This is a genomic window from Beijerinckia sp. 28-YEA-48 (genome assembly GCF_900104955.1).
In the GTDB taxonomy this organism is placed as follows: Bacteria; Pseudomonadota; Alphaproteobacteria; order Rhizobiales; family Beijerinckiaceae; genus Terripilifer.
This window is the reverse complement of the sequence record NZ_FNSI01000001.1, coordinates 75,960-97,770: the sequence shown is the minus strand read 5'-3', so window position 1 is coordinate 97,770 and position 21,811 is coordinate 75,960. Positions and strand designations below refer to the sequence as shown.

18 protein-coding genes and 1 other RNA gene are annotated in these 21,811 nt (G+C 62.4%); 7 read left to right on the top strand and 12 right to left on the bottom strand.

The features are described 5' to 3' along the window. Window position 1: 1 nt before the first annotated feature. Genes murG through BLW50_RS00400 form a run of 9 tightly spaced genes read right to left on the bottom strand, consistent with a single transcriptional unit; the run spans window position 2 to window position 10,000 of the window. Window positions 2-1,099: an undecaprenyldiphospho-muramoylpentapeptide beta-N-acetylglucosaminyltransferase gene (gene murG, locus BLW50_RS00440; protein WP_090696142.1), complete on the bottom strand. Its 1,098-nt coding sequence runs from the start codon at window positions 1,097-1,099 to the stop codon at window positions 2-4. Continuing rightward, the gene (locus tag BLW50_RS00435; RefSeq protein ID WP_090708490.1) at window positions 1,099-2,235 is read right to left on the bottom strand and encodes an FtsW/RodA/SpoVE family cell cycle protein; all 1,137 of its coding nucleotides are present in this window, start codon (window positions 2,233-2,235) and stop codon (window positions 1,099-1,101) included. The genes murG and BLW50_RS00435 overlap by 1 nt, the downstream gene beginning before the upstream one ends. Before the next feature lie 5 nt (window positions 2,236-2,240). Beyond that, a complete protein-coding gene (gene mraY, locus BLW50_RS00430; protein WP_090696141.1) occupies window positions 2,241-3,386 on the bottom strand; it encodes a phospho-N-acetylmuramoyl-pentapeptide-transferase in 1,146 nt (381 codons plus the stop codon). Beyond that, on the bottom strand, window positions 3,380-4,819 hold the full coding sequence (locus BLW50_RS00425; protein WP_090696140.1) for a UDP-N-acetylmuramoylalanyl-D-glutamyl-2,6-diaminopimelate--D-alanyl-D-alanine ligase: 1,440 nt from the start codon (window positions 4,817-4,819) through the stop codon (window positions 3,380-3,382). Before BLW50_RS00425 ends, mraY begins: the two co-directional genes overlap by 7 nt. Next, on the bottom strand, window positions 4,819-6,231 hold the full coding sequence (locus tag BLW50_RS00420) for a UDP-N-acetylmuramoyl-L-alanyl-D-glutamate--2,6-diaminopimelate ligase (protein ID WP_090708488.1): 1,413 nt from the start codon (window positions 6,229-6,231) through the stop codon (window positions 4,819-4,821). Before BLW50_RS00420 ends, BLW50_RS00425 begins: the two co-directional genes overlap by 1 nt. Window positions 6,232-6,263: 32 nt before the next feature. Beyond that, a complete protein-coding gene (locus BLW50_RS00415; protein WP_244544087.1) occupies window positions 6,264-8,066 on the bottom strand; it encodes a peptidoglycan D,D-transpeptidase FtsI family protein in 1,803 nt (600 codons plus the stop codon). 2 nt (window positions 8,067-8,068) lie between these two features. Beyond that, window positions 8,069-8,473 (bottom strand): cell division protein FtsL, encoded by a 405-nt coding sequence (locus BLW50_RS00410; RefSeq protein WP_090696139.1) that lies wholly within the window; start codon window positions 8,471-8,473, stop codon window positions 8,069-8,071. 1 nt (window position 8,474) lies between these two features. Further along, window positions 8,475-9,515 carry a 16S rRNA (cytosine(1402)-N(4))-methyltransferase RsmH gene (gene rsmH, locus BLW50_RS00405; RefSeq protein WP_090696138.1) on the bottom strand — a complete coding sequence of 347 codons (1,041 nt, stop codon included), beginning with the start codon at window positions 9,513-9,515 and terminating at the stop codon, window positions 8,475-8,477. Beyond that, window positions 9,512-10,000, bottom strand: a complete 489-nt coding sequence (locus BLW50_RS00400) for a division/cell wall cluster transcriptional repressor MraZ (protein WP_090708484.1) — start codon at window positions 9,998-10,000, stop codon at window positions 9,512-9,514. The genes rsmH and BLW50_RS00400 overlap by 4 nt, the downstream gene beginning before the upstream one ends. Window positions 10,001-10,485: 485 nt before the next feature. Here BLW50_RS00400 and opgC point away from each other — a divergent pair, with 485 nt between their 5' ends. From opgC to metH, 5 genes are all read left to right on the top strand, one after another. Next, on the top strand, window positions 10,486-11,616 hold the full coding sequence (opgC, locus tag BLW50_RS00395; protein WP_090696137.1) for an OpgC family protein: 1,131 nt from the start codon (window positions 10,486-10,488) through the stop codon (window positions 11,614-11,616). Continuing rightward, window positions 11,592-12,467 (top strand): SGNH/GDSL hydrolase family protein, encoded by an 876-nt coding sequence (locus tag BLW50_RS00390; RefSeq protein ID WP_090696136.1) that lies wholly within the window; start codon window positions 11,592-11,594, stop codon window positions 12,465-12,467. Before opgC ends, BLW50_RS00390 begins: the two co-directional genes overlap by 25 nt. Before the next feature lie 337 nt (window positions 12,468-12,804). Next, entirely contained in the window at window positions 12,805-13,809 is a 1,005-nt protein-coding gene (locus BLW50_RS00385) for an ArsR/SmtB family transcription factor (RefSeq protein WP_090696135.1), read from the top strand. Beyond that, window positions 13,809-14,714, top strand: coding sequence for a methylenetetrahydrofolate reductase [NAD(P)H] (gene metF, locus BLW50_RS00380; RefSeq protein WP_090696134.1), 906 nt, complete (start codon window positions 13,809-13,811; stop codon window positions 14,712-14,714). The genes BLW50_RS00385 and metF overlap by 1 nt, the downstream gene beginning before the upstream one ends. Continuing rightward, on the top strand, window positions 14,714-18,469 hold the full coding sequence (gene metH / locus BLW50_RS00375) for a methionine synthase (RefSeq protein ID WP_090696133.1): 3,756 nt from the start codon (window positions 14,714-14,716) through the stop codon (window positions 18,467-18,469). Before metF ends, metH begins: the two co-directional genes overlap by 1 nt. A 9-nt stretch (window positions 18,470-18,478) precedes the next feature. Here the strand turns inward: metH and BLW50_RS00370 are convergent, their stop codons facing one another. The 3 genes from BLW50_RS00370 to BLW50_RS00360 all read right to left on the bottom strand — a co-directional run bounded on the left by BLW50_RS00370 (window position 18,479) and on the right by BLW50_RS00360 (window position 20,366). Next, entirely contained in the window at window positions 18,479-19,168 is a 690-nt protein-coding gene (locus BLW50_RS00370) for an SDR family oxidoreductase (RefSeq protein ID WP_090696132.1), read from the bottom strand. A gap of 27 nt (window positions 19,169-19,195) precedes the next feature. Further along, complete coding sequence (locus BLW50_RS00365) at window positions 19,196-19,999, bottom strand: N-acetylmuramoyl-L-alanine amidase (protein WP_090696131.1); 804 nt, start codon at window positions 19,997-19,999, stop codon at window positions 19,196-19,198. A gap of 82 nt (window positions 20,000-20,081) precedes the next feature. Continuing rightward, window positions 20,082-20,366 carry a hypothetical protein gene (locus BLW50_RS00360; protein ID WP_090708481.1) on the bottom strand — a complete coding sequence of 95 codons (285 nt, stop codon included), beginning with the start codon at window positions 20,364-20,366 and terminating at the stop codon, window positions 20,082-20,084. Between the two features lie 441 nt (window positions 20,367-20,807). Between BLW50_RS00360 and rnpB the strand changes: the two genes are divergently transcribed. Then, window positions 20,808-21,190, top strand: an RNA gene (gene rnpB / locus BLW50_RS00355) — RNase P RNA component class A. A 147-nt stretch (window positions 21,191-21,337) separates the two neighbouring features. After that, the gene (locus BLW50_RS00350) at window positions 21,338-21,640 is read left to right on the top strand and encodes a hypothetical protein (RefSeq protein WP_090696130.1); all 303 of its coding nucleotides are present in this window, start codon (window positions 21,338-21,340) and stop codon (window positions 21,638-21,640) included. Window positions 21,641-21,811: the final 171 nt, after the last annotated feature.

Below are 21,811 nucleotides of genomic sequence, written 5' to 3'. Positions count from 1 at the left end.
TCTAGGCCGCCCGTATCGTCTCCAAAACGAGATTGGCGAGACGCGCGGCTGCGTCGGGGATTCCGGCGCTCTTGGCCTCTTGCGCCCGCCGCGTCAACCCCTGCGGGTCATCAAGCGCGCTCCGCAGCGCCTCAGCCAGCCATTCCGGGGTAAATTGCGGCTGCGGCACCACCTGAGCGGCCCCAGTCGCCCGCAAATGCTCGGCATTGGCGGCCTGGTCCTGATCGAGCGCGAAGGGAAAGGGCACCAGAATGCTGGGCCGGCCGATCACCGCCAGTTCCGACACCGTGGAAGCGCCCGAGCGGCCGATAATGATATGCGAACGGGCCATCCGTTCGGGCAGATCCTTGAAAAACGGCGCCACTTCGGCGGCAAAGCCCAGTTTGCCATAGGCCTCGCGCACCCGCGCCTCGTCCTCGCCCCGCGCCTGCTGCGTCACCAGGAGCCGGGCCCGCTGTTCCGCCGGCAACAAAGCGATGGCCGCTGGCACCACGTCCGACATGACGCGCGCGCCCTGCGAACCGCCTGTGACGAGAAGACGCAAAGAACCGTCCGCTGCCGGAAACGGAATTTGCGCCGCCGCGATCACTGCCGGGCGCACCGGATTGCCGGTATGCACAGTTTTCGCCAGCAGCGCCGGCGCGACGCCGCCCAGCGACTGAAAGCCGGTGGCGATGCGGGTCACCCGCTTGGCCATGAACCGATTGGCCCGGCCCATCACCGCATTCTGCTCGTGCAGAATGGTCGGCACGCCCAGCATGCTGGCGGCCAACACCGGCGGCACGGTCGGATAACCGCCAAAGCCGACGACGCAGAGCGGTTTCACTTTGCCGATCAGAGAACGCGCCGCGATGACGCCGAGACCCAGCTGCAGCGCCGCCGAGGCTTTCGAGATGAGGGAGCCGCCGGTGGGCGTCGCCGCACGCACGCCATGGATCGCGCGCGCTGGAAAATTAGCGCCGAATTTCAGCGCCCGTGTGTCGGTGACGAGTTCAACTGCATAGCCGCGCGCCGTGAGTTCGGCGCTCAATGCTTCGGCTGGAAACAGATGGCCGCCGGTTCCCCCGGCGGCCACGAAAATAGCTCTGTCGGATGCCATCAGTGCAGACGCTCCGCGATCTCCGAGCGAGGCCGCCGCCGCGTCACCGCGATCAGGAAGCCCATGGTCAGCGCCAACGACAGAAGCGAGGAGCCACCGTAGGAAATGAACGGCAAGGTCATGCCCTTGGGCGGGATCACATGCAGGTTCACCGCCATATTGATGATCGCTTGCAGGCCAAACAACATGACAAGCCCGGCCGTGGCGAAACGGCAGAACCCATCCTCGTTGCGCGACGAGATGACCAGGCCACGCAGGACGATGAAGGCGAACACCGACAACAGGAAAATACAAAAGATGATGCCGAATTCCTCGCCGGTGACAGCGAAAATGAAGTCGGTATGGGAGTCCGGCAGGATGCGCTTGACGGTGCCTTCGCCCGGGCCGCGCCCGAACCAGCCGCCGTTGATGATGCTTTCCACCGCCGTATCGCTCTGGAAGGTCGCGCTCGGCCCGCCATTGGCGGCCGCCGCCGGCGGATCAAGGAACTTGTCGATGCGCAGCCTGACGTGCGGCAAGGTCTTGTAGGCGAAGAAGACACCACTGACACCAAGGCCGCCGATGCCCGCCACCCAGAACCAATGCAACCCGGCCATGAAGAAGAGACCGGCCCAGACCAGCGAGATCAGCATGGTCTGGCCAAAGTCTGGCTGCAACATCAGCGGCACGATGGTGATCGGCAACAGCAACAGCGCCATGAAGGTGCCCGGCATCTCCTTGCGCTGCGCGCCCTCGGCGAAGGCCCAGGCGGCCAACACGACAAAGGCCGGCTTGACGAATTCCGACGGCTGAATACCGAAAATCCAACGACGCGCGCCCTTGATCTCGGCGCCGAATTGTAGGCCGGCGAAGATCAGCACCATGCCGACGATGAAAACGACGAGCGCCGCACGTCGCACCATGCGTGGCGACAGGAAGGATGTCGCCACCATCAACGCGGTGGTGGGAATGAGATAGACGAGATGCCGGTTGACAAAGTGGAAGGTCGACAACCCGAGCCGCTCGGCAACGGCGGGCGAGCCCGCCATGGTCAACACGATGCCCGACACCATCAATATCGTGATGGCGGCGAGGATCCAGCGATCGACTGTCCACCACCAATCCGAGACGAATGTGCGTTCAGCGCGTGAAGCCATGGCGCTCACCTTACCTTCAGAGTCGCGAGGCCGACCAAGGCCAACACGAAGGAAATGATCCAGAGACGGATGACGATCTGCGGCTCCTTCCAGCCCATCTTTTCAAGATGGTGATGGAACGGCGCCATCAGGAAGATGCGCTTGCCGGTCGCCTTGAAATAGCCGACCTGAATGATGACGGAGAGCGCTTCCATGACGAAGAGGCCGCCGACGACGACGAGCACGATCTCGTGCTTGACCGCCACCGCGATGGTGCCGAGCGCGCCGCCCAGGGCCAAGGAGCCAGTGTCGCCCATGAAGATCAGGGCCGGCGGCGCGTTGAACCAGAGGAAGCCGATGCCCGCACCTATCAGCGCGCCGCAGACCACCGCCAGTTCGCCGGTGCCCGGCACGAAATTAATACCGAGATAGGAGGAGAAGATCGAATTGCCGGCGAGATAAGCGATCATCGCGAAAGTGCCGGCCGTGATCATCACCGGCACGATGGCGAGGCCATCGAGACCGTCGGTCAGATTGACCGCATTGCCGGCCGCGATAATGACGAAAGCGCCGAAGGCCAGGAAGAACCAGCCGAAATAGATCACCGACTCATTGACGAAGGGGACGAACAGCCGCGCCGCCGGCACCTGGCCCCGGAACGGCGCACCAAACGCGTTGAAAAAATCGGCAATCGTGTTCACCGGCGGCGTCACGCTGGCGCACATCAGGAAATAGCAGGCGAAAATGCCGATGATGGCTTCACCGCTAAGACGCATACGGCCGGAGAAGCCCTTATGCGACTGCTTCGTCACCTTCAGATAGTCGTCGTAGAAGCCGATGGCGCCAAAGCCGACGGTGACGAACAGGACGATCCACACATAGACGCTCTTGGGATTGGCCCAGAGCAGCGTGGACACGATCATGCCCGCCAGGATCATCAGGCCGCCCATGGTCGGCGTGCCTTTTTTCGTCAGCAGATGCCCTTCCGGCCCGTCCTCGCGGATCGGCTGCCCTTTGCCCTGCTTGGCGCGCAGCGCATCGATGATGCGCGGCCCGAAGAGAAAGACAAACAACAGCGCGGTCGCGGTCGCGCCGGCCGTGCGGAAGGTGATGTAACGGAAGAGATTAAGCCCGGAAAGATGCGGCGAAAGCTCTGTCAGGAATGTCAGCATGTGGCGTCAACTCCCCGCGCCTTGGGCGCATGAGCCTCCTTAAGTGCGGCGACGATCGGCGCCATGCGGCTGCCGTTCGACCCCTTGATCATGACCGCATCACCGCCGCCAACGGCTTCGAGAACCGCGTCGGTCAGGCCAGCCGATGTCGGCGACCAGCGCTGACGCAGCCGCTCCGGCAAGGCATCGAACAAATGTTTCATCATCGGGCCGGAGGCGAAGACCAGATCGATCGCCGCAGCCTCGATATCGGCGGCAAGATCGCGATGCAGTTCCGGCGATGCAGTCCCCAACTCCAGCATGTCACCCAAAATCGCGATGCGCCGGCCGCCCGAAGCCACCGGCGTCTGGCCGAGCAGCGCCAGGGCAGCGCGCATCGATGTCGGATTGGCATTGTAGCTTTCGTCGATCAACGTGACATCGCCGCCTGGCGTGTTCAGCGTTACCGTCTGTCCGCGCCCGCTTGGGGCCGAGAAGCTGGCCATCGCCGCCGCCGCGTCATCAAGTTCGAGGCCGAAGGCTTGGCTCGTCAGCAGCACCGCCAGGGAATTCATCGCCAGATGCACGCCCGGCGCGCCAACGAAATAAGTAATGTCCCGACCAAGGACGCGAGCCTGGACCCGCGATCCATCGCCATCGCGCTCGCTGGAGATCAACCGCGCGTTGGCCTCGGCATGCAGGCCAAAGCTCCAAACATTGCCCGTTGTCGCGGCTTGCGCGCGCGCATTGAGCAGATCGAACTGAGCCACGTCGCGATGGATGATCGCCACGCCATTGGCTTCGAGGCCGCCGAAAATTTCTGCTTTCGCTTCGGCGATTTCATCGATCGAGGCGAAATATTCCAGATGCACCGGCGCAACCGTGGTGACGATCGCCACATGCGGCCGCACCATGTCGACCAAAGGCGTGATCTCGCCCGCGTGGTTCATGCCGATTTCGAAGACGCCGAATTGCGCTTCGCGCGGCATGCGCGCCAGTGTCAGCGGCACGCCCCAATGATTGTTGTAGGAAGCCGCCGAGGCATGGGTCTCGCCAAAGCGCGACAGCGCCACACGCAAGGCTTCCTTGGTGCTGGTCTTGCCGACCGAACCGGTGACGGCAACGATACCGGCGGGGCTGCGCTCGCGCGCGGCGCGGCCAAGCCGCTCCATCGCCGGCAGAACATCGTTCACCACGTAGAGTGACCCAAGCCCACGCAGATCATTGGAATGCGCTTCGTCGATTACCGCCGCGGCCGCGCCTTTGTCGAAGGCCATCGCCACATAATCATGGCCGTCGCTGTTCTCGCCCTTGATGGCGAAGAACAGATCACCCGGTTGCAGGCTACGCGTATCGATCGATATGCCCGTCACGCCGTGCGGAATCGTCCCCGACATCCGCGCTTGCAGCGGGACGAACAGGCCAAGGCTGGACCACAGTTCAGGCGTCTCCATCAAGCCGCCTCCGCCAGGGCGCGACGCGCCGCCTCGTGATCGGAGAACGGCAACACCGTGCCGCCAACGATCTGACCTGTCTCATGTCCCTTGCCGGCAATCACCAGAACATCGCCTTCCTTCAACATCATAACCGCTTGGGCGATCGCCTGGGCGCGATCGCCGATTTCAAGAGCGCCAGGCGCGGCGGCGAGAATTTCCGCCCGAATGGCTGCCGGATTTTCCGAACGCGGATTGTCGTCGGTGACAATCGCCACATCGGCATATTTCACCGCAATGGCGCCCATGATCGGACGCTTACCCCTATCGCGGTCGCCACCGCAACCGAAGACGGCGACCAGCCGCCCGCGCGCCAGCGGCCGCAGCGCCTGCAGCACTTTCTCCAGCGCATCGGGCTTATGGGCATAATCGACGAAGATCGGCGCGCCGTGGCGCTGGCCGACCCGTTCAAGCCGACCCGGCGCGCCTTCGAGGCTCGCCAGAGCCGCAAAGACGTCCTCGGCCTTACCGCCCGTGGCGATACAAATCGCTGCGGCGACAAGCGCGTTCGATGCCATGAAGTCACCTGCCAGCGGCAGAGCGATGTCGAAACGACGACCATCGTGACTGACGACAAGGCGTGTCGACAGGGCTTGGGCCTCAATGGTCTCGATACGGATGAATTCGCCAGCACGACCGATCGTGCAAACCCGCAGGCCGGCTGCGGCGCAGGCAGCGGCGACACGCGCGCCATATTCGCCATCCATATCGACGATCGCCGGCTGTCTCGAAACCAGCAGCGTATCGAAGAGACGCAGCTTCGCCTTCAGATAGCTTTCCATATCGGGATGATAGTCGAGATGGTCGCGCGACAGATTGGTGAAGGCGCCGGCTGCCAGACGCACACCATCGAGACGCTTCTGCTCGAGGCCGTGCGAGGAGGCTTCCATGGCCAGATGGGTGATGCCGTCGCCGGCCAAGCGATCAAGCACTTGGTGCAGCGTGATCGGATCAGGCGTCGTCAGCGATCCATAGGCGACACCCTCGGCGGTCACGACACCGGTCGTGCCCAGAGCCGCCGACGGAAAACCAAGCTTCTGCCAGATCTGGCGCACGAAGGAGGCTGTCGATGTCTTGCCGCTGGTACCGGTGATCGCGGCGATCACGGCCGGCTGGCGCGCATAAAACCGCGCCGCCGCTTGCGCCAGCGCTGCCCGCACATCAGCGACCTTTACATAGACGGCCCCGGCCACCGGCGTCTCCGGCAGCTGTTCGCAGACGATCGCCACAGCGCCATTGGCATGAGCCTGCGCCGCGAAGCTAAGCCCATCGGCCTTGACGCCAGGGACAGCGAAAAACACGAAACCCGCGCGCACGGCACGGCTATCGGCGGTCAATCCCGCAACGTCACGACCAGCGACACCATCCGGCATCGCGGCGGACGGCAGAATATCGCGCAGCTTGCTCACCGCCAGGCGCTCCCGCTTGAAGGCAGACCAATGCCCAGACGCGCCACTGACGGAAAGACTTGCGACATCTGCGGCGTCGCCACGCGCGGCGGCAGGCCGAGCATCGGCGTCACGCGCTCGATAATACGCCCGGTCGTGGCGCCGGCGTTATAAGCGGCGGTGCGCGCACCGCCGGTTTCCGGCACGCCCTGGGGTTCGTCGTAAACGGTCAGGAACAGATATTTCGGCTTATCGGCCGGAGCGATCGCCGTGAACGTGGTGAACACACGGTCGTTGGAATAGCGTCCGTTCACAACCTTGTTCGCCGTTCCCGTTTTGCCGCCGGGGAAATAACCCTGCACGTTGATCGTGCGCGCCGAACCAACTTCCGCATTGAGGCGCATCAGATAGCGCATGCTTTCCGAAGTGTCAGGGCGGATCACTTGCGGCGAGATGGCACGCGCCTCCTGTTCCGAGCGCATGAGGAACGTTGGCTTGATCAGCTGACCGCCGTTGACCAGCGCCGACACCGCCATCATCGCCTGCAAGGGCGCGACCGCCAGGCCATGGCCGAAGGCGATGGTCATCGTGTTCAGCTCACCCCAATTGCGCGGCACGATCGGCTCGGCGCTTTCGGGTAGTTCGGTGCGCATACGATCGAGCTGGCCGATCTTGCGCAGGAACGCCTTGTGCCCCTCGACGCCGATCATCAGGGCCATCCGGGCCGTGCCGACGTTCGACGAATAGGTGAAGACTTCCGACACCGACAGCACGCGGTTTTGCGCATGGAAATCGTTGATGGCGAAGCGTCCGTAGCGCAAGGCGCCACGCGCATCGATCTTCGTGTTGACCGTGACCTTGCGGGCTTCCAGCGCCATCGCCATGGTCAGCGCCTTGAAGGTCGAGCCCATTTCGAACACACCGACAGTCATGCGGTTGATGCGGTTGGGTTCCAAGGCATCGACCGGATTGTTCGGATCATAGTCGGGCACCGAGGCGATCGCGATGACCTCGCCGGTGTTGACGTCCATGATCGCGGCAGCAGCCGCCTTGGCCTTGAATTTCTCGATGCCTCTGACGAGCTCGTCGCGCACCGCATAAGTGGCCTTGATGTCGAGCGACAGCTTGATCGGCTTCATATCGCTCGAACGCGCCGTCAGGCCAGCAAGGGCCAGATCGTTAAGGCCGTTGCCGTCGATATATTTCTCGACGCCAGCGATGCCGATATTGTCGGTGTTGGTGAAGCCGAGCACGTGGGCAGCCACCGGACCGTTTGGATAGACGCGTTTATTCTCCGGCAGAAAGCCAACACCCGGCAGGCCGAGGCGGAACACCTCTTCGCGCTCCTTGGGCGTGATACCGCGCTTGACCCAGATGAAACCTTTGCGCGAACCAAGCCGGTCCCGCAATTCGCGCGCGTTCACATCGGGCAGAACCGCGGTGAGCAGTTCCACCGCTTCATCCTTATCGATGATGCGACGCGGTTCGGCGAAAACGGAATCGATCTTGATGTCGGTCGCCAGAATATCGCCGTTACGATCGACAATATCGGGCCGCGCCCGTGAGCTTGCTTCCGTGGCCGCCCGCTTCAAACCGTTCTGCTCGGGCTTCATGCCAAGCCAAATGAGCTTGCCACCGAGAAACACGAAGACCGCGGTGAACGCCAGGGTGATCAGCCGGACGCGCGAGCCACTCTTGCCAATGCGGGTGCCAAGCACCCCGCGCAGGAACGGCACCAGCCAGGAGCGGATCGAACGACGACGCGGGGGAGGAGCGACATCTTGCATGTTGTCCTCAGGAAACGGCTGCGAATGGGACATGATTAGCGCGCCTCCGCATTCTGTTTCGGCGTAGCGGCGCCGCGCGTCGAACCCGTGACATCACGCGGCATCGGCGTCGCTTCACCAAGGCCAAGCAGATCGAGCTTCTTGCCGATGCTATCGACCCATGGCGCCCGCTCCGGCAGGTCCTGCGGCTGAACGATCTGATCAATAGAGAGCTGCTTGAGATCGAGATGTTTGTCCGCCAGGGCCTGGATGCGACCGGGACGGATAAGATGGGCGAATTCCGCCCGCATCATGGCGATCTGGTCGCGCTCCTGCTGGTTGGCGTTCTTCATTTTCAAAATTTGTTCGGCGAACAGAATGGTCTCGTATTTGATCGAATAGGCGTAAATCGCCGCGCCGATCAGCGCTAGAATTGCGACCACATTGAGGGTACGGAACATTTCAGCCTCGCTTCGGTTCGCGCACGGGCAGAGCCGCGAGGCGAAGAACATCTTGGGATACCGGCCGGGTCGGCGCTTGGGTGCGCACAGCCCAGCGCAATTTGGCTGAGCGGGCCCGTGGATTGCCGGTCAATTCGGTGTCGGACGCGCCAACCGGTTGACCCGACGGCAGTTCGAAAGTCGGCGGCGGCGGCACCGGCTCGCCCGGCAAAAGCCGTGAGCGCGCCTGCCCGCGTCCGGAACGCTCGGCCAAAAACTGTTTGACGATCCGGTCTTCGAGCGAATGAAAGCTGACAACCACCAGCCGCCCGCCCGGCCGCAGCAGCGTTTCGGCGGCGCCGAGCGCACGCACGAGTTCGCCAAGTTCATCGTTGACGGCGATGCGCAGCGCCTGAAACGTGCGGGTCGCCGGATGGATCTGCGTCGGCTTGGCTGGAGCCGCTTTCTGGACGAGATCGGCCAAAACCCGCGTCGTCGTGATCGGCGCCTCTGTACGCGCTGCAACGATGGCGCGAGCGATGCGCCGCGACTGCCGCTCCTCACCATAATAATAAAGGATATCGGCCAGCTCCTCAGCGCTGGCTTCATTGACGATATCGGCGGCGCTGCGGCCCACCTGCGCCATGCGCATGTCGAGCGGTCCGTCATGCCGAAAGGAGAAGCCGCGCGCGCCATCGTCGATCTGCATCGACGACACGCCGATATCCAGAACAATGCCGTCGAAGGCGGCAAGTCCAAGCCCCGCCGCGACCGTGTCCATCTGCGAGAACTCAGCTTGTTCCAGCATTAACCGGCCGCCCATGGCAGCCACCATCGCCTGACCGTCCCGAATGGCATTGGGATCGCGGTCGAGCGCCAAAACGCGCGTGCCCGCGATCGCCAGAATGGCGCGGCTGTAACCGCCAGCGCCGAACGTGCCATCGAGATAGAGCTGGTCGGAAACCGGTGCGAGGGTGTGGGCAACCGCCTCGAGGAGTACAGGGACATGTCGGGTCAGTCCGCCATCGGGAACCGAAGATTCGTTCCCGCGACCCGATGTCATTCCTGTACTCCCCGAGGCTGCGGTGGAACCGTCCCCGCGTGACTGGCGCCGATCTGTTTTCGAAGGTCGCGTACCCGGTTTCTGGCCTCGTCCAGATACGCTTCGAAACGTTTCGGCTCCCAGATCTGAAATTTGTACCCCTGCCCGACGAAGGTCGCTTCGGCCTCTATGCCCAGCCAGGTCTTCGCGGCGTCCGAAAGAATGATCCGGCCTTCCGGATCGACCTTCAGAATCTCGCTCGTTCCCAACAGGGCCGTCGAATAGACATCGTGATCGTCCGTATAGGTCGCGAAGCGCCCCAGAACCCCATCGATTTCCCGCATCAGAGCGTGGCCGCCGCAATCCAGCGCCTGCGCATCCAACGCGCGATGCACGTAGAGACCCTCGAATCCATCCTTCGCCAGCACGGTTCGGAATGAAGCCGGGATGGAGATCCGGCCCTTGCTGTCGAGCCGGTTGGTGAAATTCGAGACGAACCGATCCAACGCATTCACCAGGCAACGCAGACGCCAAAGCAGGCACTGAGCCGCGCAACGCAATCGTGCCGTCCAAGGTCAACGCGGATCGCAGATGCAATCCCGCTGTCCCGTTACGCCAGGTCACTGAAACGCGCGGTATGATTTGGGATAGCATGGGAAAATATGGGCGTCAACGAGCCAAAGGGAAGCAAGTGAATCGAAATGGGACGTTCCCATTCCGCCCTGCATTAGCTCTCGTTGACGTTAATGAAAGGTTGAGAAGTCGCGATCACATTCCAATCAACTTAGGCGGATCAGTCGCTTCCACGGATTTCCACCTATCGACACCACAGCGGGCAGCCCTTAGAGCTGGGGCAAATCAGGTTTCGAGAGAAACGCGATTTGCCCGAGTTTGAGTTTGGGACGCGTCTTCATGGCGTTCGGCGATACCGCCGAACTATGAAACGCTACTGCCCTCCCCCACCGCCGCAGGAAACCGGTTCGCCTTCAGCATGAACGACGTTGCAGCTTCGGCCATTCGGGCCGCACCGCGAACAAAGTCGACACGCGCGCCCAATGAAATCGATTTCTGGCGCGGCTTCGCGCTTGTCTCGATCTTCATGAATCACATTCCGGGGCTCTGGTACGAGCAGTTTACCCACAAGAATTTCGGCTACACTGATTCGGCCGAGCTTTTCGTGCTCCTCGCCGGCTGGTCGCTGCGCATCCTGGTCGACAGCCAGCCCAAGGCGATTTCGCCGATGCGTCTGACACTGCGCCTCGGCGGCCGGGCCATGACGCTGTATTTCGCCCAACTGGGGATCTCGGCCATCGCCATCGCGATGATCGCAGCGACCGCCCTGCTTCTCGACAATTCGCTTATTTTACAATGGAATAATGCGTCGGCGGTGTTCGATGCGCCGGTGGCCGCGCATATCGGCTTGGTTCTTCTGTCCCACCAGCTCGGCTATTTCGACATTCTGCCGCTCTATGTTGTGCTGATGGCGATGGGGCCGATCATTGCCCTGATTCATCGCTTCCTGCCCGCGGCCCTCCTGCCGCTGTCCCTCCTCATCTGGGCCGCGACCCTGGCCACCGGCATCAACATCCCGACCTACCCGGTCGAAGGCCGCTGGTATTTCAATCCGCTCGCCTGGCAGCTGATTTTCGTCACCGGCTTCGTTCTCGGCGGCCGCGGCCCGGTCACATCGGCCATCGAGAAGTGGAAGGCACCGATCCGGATCATCGGCGGCTCCATCGTCCTCGTCGGCTATATCGGCACGGTCCACCATTGGTACCCTGAGCCCCTCGAAGTCCCTGAACCATTTCTGTTTTTTGTCGCCGATAAGACCTTTTTGACGCCGCTGCGCTACATCCATGCGCTTGGTCTCGTCGCCTTCGTCGGTGGCAGTTTTTGGCTTATCCTTAAGTATGCACGACCGCTGGCGCGCTTTTTTTCCATGTTGGGTCGCAATTCGCTCAATGTTTTCTGTGTAGGCTCTTTGTTCAGTCTCGGCGGACAGATTGTCAGGTTCGCTGTTGCTCACAGTTTGTTAGTAGATACAATTGTGGTAATCGTCGGAGTTGGCGCCATGAGCGCCACGGCCTGGGTATCTGAATGGCGCACGCGTCTACAGGATTGAAAGCAGGTGTGTTTCTTGCCGCCGTTCTCTACATGGGAACGGCGCACGCACAGTCTACGCCTGTTGATAGCCCGTCAGCCCCCGCCGACCCGGCCGCGGCCATCAACGCTGCGGTCCCCACGCCAGAGCCGCCCGATCCCAACAATTCCGTCGTCCAATATGCGCTGAGCTCGCAATGTTCGGTGCCGAGCAAGGAGATCGCCTCGCCGGCTCCGCTCGCCTCCATGGTCTCCAAGCTTGAGGCCGGCAAAGGGCTGCGCATTCTCGCTATCGGCTCCTCCTCGACCTGGGGCATCGGCGCCTCGACGCGCCAGAAGAACTATCCCTCGCAGCTCGAGACCATGCTGGAAAAGTCGATGCGTGGCGTCGACATCGAGGTCGTTAATCGCGGCGTGTCCGGCGAGACCAGCGAAACCACCGCCGACCGGCTGCGGACCGAAGCGGTCCTTATAAAGCCCGACGTCGTGCTCTGGCAGCTCGGCACCAACGATGCGATCCAGCACGTGCCGGTCGACACCTTCGATACGACCGTGCGCAAAACCATCAAGGCTTTGCGGCGCAAGGGCATCGATGTGGTCCTGGTCGGCCTGCAATATACGCCCAACTATTCGCGCGACACCCACTACTTCGCCATCCGCGACGCCCTCAACCGCATCGCGTCCGATCTCAACGTGCTTTACGTGAAGCGCTATTCGGCGATGGAATTTATCGCTCGCACCAAGGCCAACATGCAGATGCTGGCTGACGACGGCTTCCATCTCAACGATATGGGCTATCAGTGCATGGCCGAGCATATCGCCAATGCGGTCACCGCCAATCTGTTCGTGCGCCGCCGTAAACCGGCGTCCTAGAGCAAATCACGTTTCGGTAGAAACGTGACTTTGCTGAGCCGCGCCGCAGCGCCTCTCTTCCTCATCTTTAAGCGCGATTAGCCTCGAAGCGCGCGCCGATAAATGCATTCGCTGCAGCGGAAGCACCGACGAGCCACGCGACCGCTGGCGCCTTTTGAACCTTTCGCCGCACCCAAGCGCCCATTGCCCGCAATGGGCGCCCATTCATTTGCACCGTCTCAACGTGGGGCAATTGCCCACAATTCGACGCCTTGCTGCTTTTGAGTGGGATATATCCTTGCGCCTACCCCGAGTATAGTATAAAGATATCTTTATGTCTTTCTGCGAAACTTAGCTCATGGCAAATGATATCGCACCCCTATCCCTGATTCTCGGCGCGCTGGAAGCCGCCGGCGAACCCACGCGGCTGCGGCTGCTCGCGCTTCTCGCAGAGGCTGAAATCACCGTTTCTGAGCTGGTCGCCATCCTCGGCCAGTCGCAGCCCCGTATCTCGCGCCACCTGAAATTGCTGTCGGAAGCCGGCCTCATCGACCGGCACCGTGAGGGCGCCTGGGCCTTTTTCCATCTCGCCCAATCGGGCGCCGTCGCGGGCTTGGCCCGCGACGTCCTGCGCCGCATCGACCCGTCCGACCCGCAATTCGTCTCCGACCGGTCCCGTCTCGCCGAGGTGCGCCGCACCCGCGCCGAACAGGCCGCCCGCTACTTCGCCGAACAGGCCGATGACTGGAACCGCATCCGCTCGCTCCATGTGCCCGAGGAGCAGCTGGAGGCGGCAATCCGCGACATCGTCGGCAAGCAGGAGATCCGCTCCGTTCTCGATCTGGGCACCGGCACGGGGCGCATGCTCGAACTGCTGGCAGCGCGCGCCGAGCGCGCCGTCGGCGTCGATCTGTCCACCGCCATGCTGGCCGTCGCCCGCGCCGGCATCGACAAGGCCGGCTTCCGCAATGTGCAGCTGCGCCAGGGCGACATCTATGCCCTGCCCGTCGAACGCGACAGCTACGATCTCGTCCTCATCCATCTCGTTCTGCATTATCTCGACGATCCGTTGCGCGCCTTGCGTGAGGCGGCGCGTACCATGCGTCCTGGTGGCCGCCTGATCGTCGTCGATTTCGCGCCCCATACGCTGGAATTCCTGCGCACCGAACATGCCCATCGTCGCCTTGGTTTCTCGCGCGAGGAAATCGAACAGATGATGCGCGAAACCGGCCTGGAGAACGTCAGCTATCGCAGCCTGACGCCGCGCACGCGCGATCCCGAAAAGCTCACCGTCTCCCTCTGGGTCGCCCGCGACCCCCGCATCATTTCCGATCTCGTTCCCACAACCGTGAGTATCGCCTGATGAGCCTCGACGTTGTTCGCCCCAGCCGCCAAAGCAATCGGCCGCTCCGCGTCTCGTTCGAATTCTTTCCGCCCAAGACAGCGGAGATGGAAACAGCGCTGTGGCATGCCATCGAACGGCTCGCACCCATCGGCCCGAGCTTTGTCTCCGTCACCTATGGCGCCGGTGGTTCGACGCGCGAACGCACCCACTCCACCGTCTCCCGCATCATCCACGAAACCGATTTGAAGCCCGCGGCCCATCTCACCTGCGTCGCCGCGACCAAGGATGAAGTGGATGACGTGGTGCGCGCCTATTGGGATGCTGGCGTCCGCCATGTGGTGGCGCTACGTGGCGACCCGCTCGGTGGCATCGGCACGGCTTACGCCGCCCATCCCGGCGGCTACGAGAATTCGACCGCGCTGGTCGCCGGCATCAAGCGTCTCGGCGATTTCGAGATCAGCGTTTCCGCCTATCCCGAAAAACATCCCGAGAGCGCCACGCTCGATGACGACATCGATGTGCTGAAGGCCAAGATCGATGCCGGCGCCACGCGCGCCATCACCCAGTTCTTTTTCGAAAACGACCATTACCTGCGCTATGTCGACCGCGTGCGGGCGGCGGGCATCGACATCCCGATCCTGCCCGGCATCGTGCCGGTGGAGAACTTCCGCCAGACCGCGTCATTCGCTAAGCGCACCGGCGCTTTTGTGCCGCAATGGCTCGCCGACCGCTTCGATGGCCTCGACAACGATCCGACGACACGCCGCCTTGTCGCTGCCGCCGTCGCCGCCGAACAGGTGTTCGACCTGCTTGATCGCGGCGTACAGGATTTCCACTTCTACACGATGAACAAATCGGAACTGGTGTTCGCGATCTGCCACCTGCTCGGCCTCAAGCCGCAGCTGGCGCGCGAGGCCGCATAATGAGCACCGCCTCGCAACGCCAGCGCAATGGCGCCGAAATTCGCGCCGCCATCCGCAAGACGGCGAGCGAGCGCGTTCTCGTGCTCGACGGCGCCATGGGCACGATGATCCAGGACTTGAAGCTGGACGATGACGGTTTTCGTGGCGAGCGCTTCCGCGATCATCCCCGCGACATCAAAGGCAATAACGACATCCTCATCCTGTCGCAGCCAGATGCCATCTATAACATTCACCTGCAGTATTTTCTGGCCGGCGCCGACATCTGCGAAACCAACACCTTCTCCTCGACCAGCATTGCCCAGGCCGACTATGGCTGTGAAGCCTATGTCCACGAACTGAATTTCGAAGGCGCGCGCATTGCCCGCGCGGCGGCGATCAAGGCCGAGGAAACCGACGGCATTCGCCGCTATGTCGCCGGCGCCCTGGGGCCGACCAATCGCACGGCCTCGATCTCGCCTGATGTCAGCGACCCGGGCTACCGCGCCGTCACCTTCGATGAATTGCGGGCAGCCTATACGGAAGCCACCGTCGGTCTCATCGAAGGCGGCAGTGATCTGCTGCTGATCGAAACCATCTTCGATACGCTCAACGCCAAGGCCGCCTGGGCCGGCATCTGCGATGCGTTCGCCAAGACCGGCCTCGAACTGCCGGTGATGATCTCAGGCACGATCACCGATCTGTCCGGCCGCACCCTGTCGGGCCAGACACCGGAAGCCTTCTGGAACTCCCTCTCCCATATCAAGCCCGTCGCCGTCGGCTTGAACTGCGCGCTCGGTGCAAAAGAGATGCGCGCCCATATCGTCGAGCTGTCGCGCATCGCCGACACGCTCGTCTGCGCCTATCCCAATGCCGGCCTGCCGAACGAATTCGGCCTCTATGACGAGAGCCCGGAATATATGTCGGAACTAGTCGGCGAATTTGCCGATGCCGGCATCGTCAACATCGTCGGCGGCTGCTGCGGCACAACCCCGGATCATATCAGCGCGCTGCGCGACCGCGTCAAAGGCGTCAAGCCGCGCAATATCCCCAAGATCGCCCAGCGCCTGCGCCTGTCCGGCCTCGAGCCGTTCACGCTGACGAGCGACATTCGCTTCGTCAACATCGGCGAGCGCACCAATGTCACAGGCTCGGCCCGGTTCCGCAAGCTGGTCAAGAACGGCGAGTATCCGGCGGCTCTCGATGTCGCCCGCGATCAGGTCGCCAATGGCGCCCAGATCATCGACGTCAACATGGACGAAGGCCTGCTCGATTCAAAGCAGGCCATGGTGACCTTCCTCAATCTGATCGCCTCGGAACCCGACATCGCCCGCGTGCCGATCATGGTCGACTCGTCGAAGTTCGATGTCATCGAGGCTGGCCTGAAGTGCGTTCAAGGCAAAGCCGTCGTCAATTCCATCTCGCTCAAGGAAGGCGAGGAAAAATTCATCGCCGAAGCGCGCAAGGTATTGCTCTACGGCGCTGCCGTCGTCGTCATGGCCTTTGACGAAACCGGCCAGGCCGACAGCTATGAGCGCAAGGTGTCGATCTGCACCCGCGCCTATGAAATTCTGACGAAGCAGGTGGGCTTTCCGCCCCAAGACATCATCTTCGATCCCAATATCTTTGCGGTAGCCACCGGCATCGAAGAGCATAATTCCTATGGCGTCGCCTTTATCGAGGCGACCCAGGAAATCCGTCGCAGCCTGCCGCATGCGCATATTTCCGGCGGCGTCTCCAATCTGTCGTTTTCGTTCCGTGGCAATGATCATGTGCGCGAGGCGATGCATTCGGTGTTTTTGTTTCATGCCATCGGCGCCGGCATGGACATGGGCATCGTCAACGCCGGTCAGTTGCAGGTCTATGAAAAGATCGATCCTGAGCTGCGCGACGCTTGCGAGGACGTCATCCTCAACCGGCGCGAGGACGCTTCCGATCGCCTGCTCGCCGTCGCCGAGAAATTCCGCGGCGCCGGCACAGAGGTCAAAGGCAAAGACCTCGAATGGCGCGAACTGCCCGTCGAGAAGCGCCTTGAACATGCGCTGGTCAACGGCATCACCGATTTCATCGAAACCGACGTGGAAGAAGCCCGCGTTACCGCCACGCGCCCGCTCGATGTGATCGAGGGCCCGCTGATGGCTGGCATGAATGTCGTCGGCGATCTCTTCGGCGCCGGCAAGATGTTCCTGCCGCAGGTGGTGAAGTCAGCCCGCGTGATGAAACAGGCCGTCGCCATCCTGATGCCCTACATGGAGGCCGAGCGCCTCGCCAATGGCGGCACGGGTGGGCGCACCGCCGCCGGCAAGGTGCTGATGGCGACCGTCAAGGGCGACGTCCACGACATCGGCAAGAACATCGTCGGCGTCGTGCTCCAGTGCAACAATTATGAGGTCATCGATCTCGGCGTCATGGTGCCCGCCAAAAAGATCCTCGACACGGCGCGCGAGCAGAATGTCGACATCATCGGCCTGTCCGGCCTGATCACTCCGTCGCTCGACGAGATGTGTTTCGTCGGTGGCGAGATGGAGCGCGAAGGCTTCGACATTCCGCTGCTGATCGGCGGCGCGACGACCAGCCGCGTCCACACCGCCGTTAAGATTCACCCCAATTACAAGCGCGGCCAGGCGATCTATGTCACCGACGCCAGCCGCGCCGTCGGCGTTGTGTCCTCGCTGCTGTCACCGACCGCCAAAGATGGCTATATCGAGAATATTCGCACCGAATATCGCAAGGTGGCCGACGCCCATGCGCGCGCCGAAGCCGACAAGCAGCGCATGCCGCTGGAGCGCGCCCGCACCAATGCGATGAAGATCGACTGGAGCAATTACACGCCGCCGAAACCGACATTCCTCGGCACGCGCGTCGTCTCCAATTACAGCGTCGCCGAACTGGTCCCGTATATCGACTGGACGCCCTTCTTCCAGACTTGGGAAATGAAGGGCCGCTACCCCGCCCTCTTGGACGATAGCGAACAGGGCGCCGCGGCCCGTCAGCTCTATGACGATGCGCGCACCATGCTCGAGCGCATCATCGAGGAACGCTGGTTCAATCCAAAGGCCATCGTCGGCTTCTGGCCGGCCAATGCGGTCGGCGACGACATCGCACTTTACAATGGCGAGTCACGCAGCGAGAAGATCGCCACCTTGCACACCTTGCGCCAGCAGCTGCTGCGCCGCGACGGCCGGCCGAATTTGGCCATGTCCGATTTCGTCGCGCCCCATGCGACGGGCTTGGCCGATTATATCGGCGGCTTCGTCGTTACCGCCGGCGCCGAGGAAGAACGCATCTCCGAGCGCTTCGCCCGCGCCAACAACGACTATGCCTCGATCATGGTCAAGGCCCTGGCGGACCGCATCGCCGAAGCTTTCGCCGAGCGCATGCACGAGCGCGTGCGCCGCGAATTCTGGGGTTATGCGGCCGACGAAACGCTCACCAACGAGCAGCGCATCAACGAGGATTATCGCGGCATCCGCCCGGCGCCAGGCTATCCGATGCAGCCCGACCACACCGAGAAGCGCACCTTGTTCGATCTGCTCCAGGCCGAGCGCCGCGTCGGCGTCAAGCTGACGGAGAGCTTCGCCATGTGGCCCGGCTCCTCTGTCTCCGGCCTCTATCTGTCCCATCCCGACGCGCACTACTTTGGCGTCGCCAAGGTGGAATATGATCAGGTCTGCGATTATGCCCTGCGCAAGGGCATGGAGGTGGCCGAAGTCGAGCGCTGGTTGTCGCCGATCCTCAACTACGATCCAGCCAGCATTGCCCGCGTCGCGGCGGAATAGGCGGCCCGACTACCAATCGAGCTTGCGACCGGCGTAGTTGCTGAAACTGCCGCTGGTCGCAAGGTCCAGGCGTTCGATCTGCTGTAGCAAGCCGCGCACACTCTCTTCCACCGACAATGCGGCCGACGGGCCGCCCATGGCGGTGCGCACCCAGCCGGGTGAGAAAATGCCGACAGCCACGCCCTTCGGGCGCAACTCCGAAGCCAGCCCGCGAAACAGCCGGTTCACGGCGGTCTTCGACGTGCAATAGGCCATCTTCGACGTTTCCTCGTAGCCGAAACTGCCCATGGCGCTGGAAATGACGATCACCTTGCCCTTCGTCGCTTCCACATTGGGCAAAAAGGCCTTCGTCACTCGCAGCGGCGCCACGGTGTTGACGGTCAACACCCGTGTCAGCACATCGAAGTTCATATCGAGCGGCGATTGCGGATCGTCGCCCATGATGCCGGCATTGTTGATGAGCACATGGATCGGCTTCGTGCCGATATGGGCTTTCGCCGTGCCGATCGAATTGGCTTCGGTCACATCCATTGGCACGACTTCGACGTCGTAACCATCCTTACCTTCCAGCGCCATCAGCTCCTTGGCCCGCCCCGGACCACGGCAGGCGGCCAGCACATGATGGCCGGCGGCGGCGACCTGACGCACGAGTTCAAGACCGATGCCCCTGTTCGCCCCGGTGATGAGAAAGGTTGCCATATTGCCTCCTGGACGCAAACGAATGGCCTAAACGATCGCCGGCGCATCAAGCGCCGCGATCAGATTGCGCAATGTGAGAATGGTCGAACTATCGGCGACGCCGTCGACCCGCGCCGGACGGAAATGCCGCTGGAACGCGGCAACAACATTCTCGGTCTCTTCATCGAACAGAGCCTCGACACCAATGCCATAGCCATACATGGCCAGCATCGCCCGCAGCGCTTCGATCGGCTGGCCGCTGTCGCCACGGGCGAAAAATCGGCCACCGCCAATCGGCTCCGGCTGCACCCAATGGCCGACGCTCTGGCGATGCAATTCGTCCCACGGAAAACGCTCGCCCGGATCGATCTTGCGACCGGGCGCGATGTCGGAATGCGCGAGAATACGCTGCGGCTCGATCCGATGCCGGGCGGCGATATCGCGACAAAGCACGATGACCGCCTCGACCTGCTTGTCGGTAAACGGCGGCAGGCCGCCATCATGGCCAGCATTGGCGATTTCGATGCCGATCGAGAAAGAGTTCATGTCGGTTTCGCCGGCCCAGGACGAACGTCCCGCATGCCAAGCCCGCCGCGCCTCGCGCACGAGCTGCACGATACGCCCATCTTCGTGCACCAGATAATGGCTCGACACCTGCGAGACCGGATCGACCAGCCAGCGCAACGCCTCGCCGCCGGGATCAGCGCGCCAGGCGGCTTCCTCATCGCCCGTTCTCAAACCGGTGTAGTGCAGGATGATGGCATCGGGGCCGTCGCAGCCACGCCGCTCACCGTGGTTTGGGGAGGGCTGCAGATCGGAGACCAAAAAACTATCGGGCACGAAATCATCCATGCCCGATAGCTACAGCAAATCGCGTTTCGATAGAATGTGATTTTGCTTGCCTAAAGAGGCGATTTGAACAGAGTCGTTTCCCTTAGCGCACGCAGACGCGGCGGCCGTAATAGTCATAGCCGTAGCGACGGCAGCCGTAGCGATAGCGCGGGCCCGTGTTGGCTCCAATGACAGCGCCGCCCGCCGCACCGATGGCCGCGCCCGCCAGCGTGCCGCCAGCCGAACCGCCAGAGACCGCCGCGCCAACAAGCGCGCCGCCGGCGCCACCGATCAACGCACCACCCGCGGCGCGTTCGCCCGGAGAGTTACAAGCAGCCAGAGAGAGGACCGCAGCAAGAGCAACACCTGCCAGGGCAAACTTCTTCATATGAGCCTCCTTGATCAGAACGAACGGGCAAGACCCGACGGGCAAGACCCAGATATGTTCGACAGCTTATATCAAATGCATATGCCGCCGGCTTGGTTCCCGCTTTTATCAAACTGGAGCAGAGACATGGATGAAACGTGTCAAATATGACTCCCAAGCGATGTAAATCTGCGTCTTTCCGAGAAATTCATCAAGCAAATCCCCTCATCGACGATCGGATCACTGCGCGGCGCCAATCAGCGGGCGCGCGCTCGAGCCGACGACGCGGATATCTGAGCCACCCTATCGTTCGGCTTCAAGCGCTGCCATCATCGCGGCGGTATGATCGCGCCGCTTGTCGGCAACTTAGCGACAGCCACCTGGCCGCCCGCGACGTGACCGGGCCCCGCGACTTGACCGGGACCATTGTCTTCCGTGGTCTGGTGCCGTAGGACTTGCCCGCCAGTCGGCTGGACGGCCGCTGCTCACGCAGAGGAAAGTCCGGGCTCCACGGAGAAACGGCGCCGGATAACGTCCGGCGGGGGTGACCCCAGGGATAGCGCCACAGAGATCGAACCGCCAGATGGAGGCAACTCCGGACGGTAAGGGTGAAAAGGTGCGGTAAGAGCGCACCGCGCGGCCGGCAACGGGCGCGGCATGGCAAGCCCCGCCGGGAGCAAAACCGAATAGGGGCGGCAAGGACCTTCGGGTCCGGATCCTTCTTCGGATCGTCGCCCGGGTTGGTTGCTTGAGGCGGCTGGTAACAGTCGTCCCAGAGGAATGGCCGTCACGTCGCAGCTCACGCTGCGGCCCTACAAAACCCGGCTTACAGGCCGACTGGCACTATTATTCACTATCGTTCACTATTGGACTTATTCGCTCGGACGTGCAAAGGCTTGCGCTGCGGTCGTCACAAGACCGCAGGGGAAACGTCAAGGCGAACGGCCGACATGATTTGGGGATTCCGCTCTACCGCAGCATCAAGCAGGCCGTTGGCCTGGCTGACCGGTATTGCGCTCGTCTTCCTCGCGCTCGTCAGTTTGCAATTCGACCGTGTCTCTCAGGCACCTTCGTCAATCGCCTCCGTCTTCGACAGCGCCGTTCTCGATTCCGTTGATGGCGATGGCGACGAGCCGCCCGGCTTTCGTGGCGATGGCTTGTTCTCTGCTGTTTTGACGCCCGTTCCGGCCGTCACTTACATCTCATCAACTGGGTTTCTCCCAGACGATACGCCGGCCAAGCCGAGCGCCTTTCTTTTAGTCAGCGCTCGCGGACCTCCGCCCGCACACATCTGATCGCGCCTGTCCGTCACACGATCGCATTTTCGCGCGCGTGACGCAGCCCGCGTGATGCGACGCGCGTAGCGCCCGTCCGCACCTTTTCAAAACATTCGCGTGCCCCCTTGCGCCCAATGCTGCGCATCGGCGGCATCAATCAGAAGCGACTTTGCTTACTCAGGATTTAAT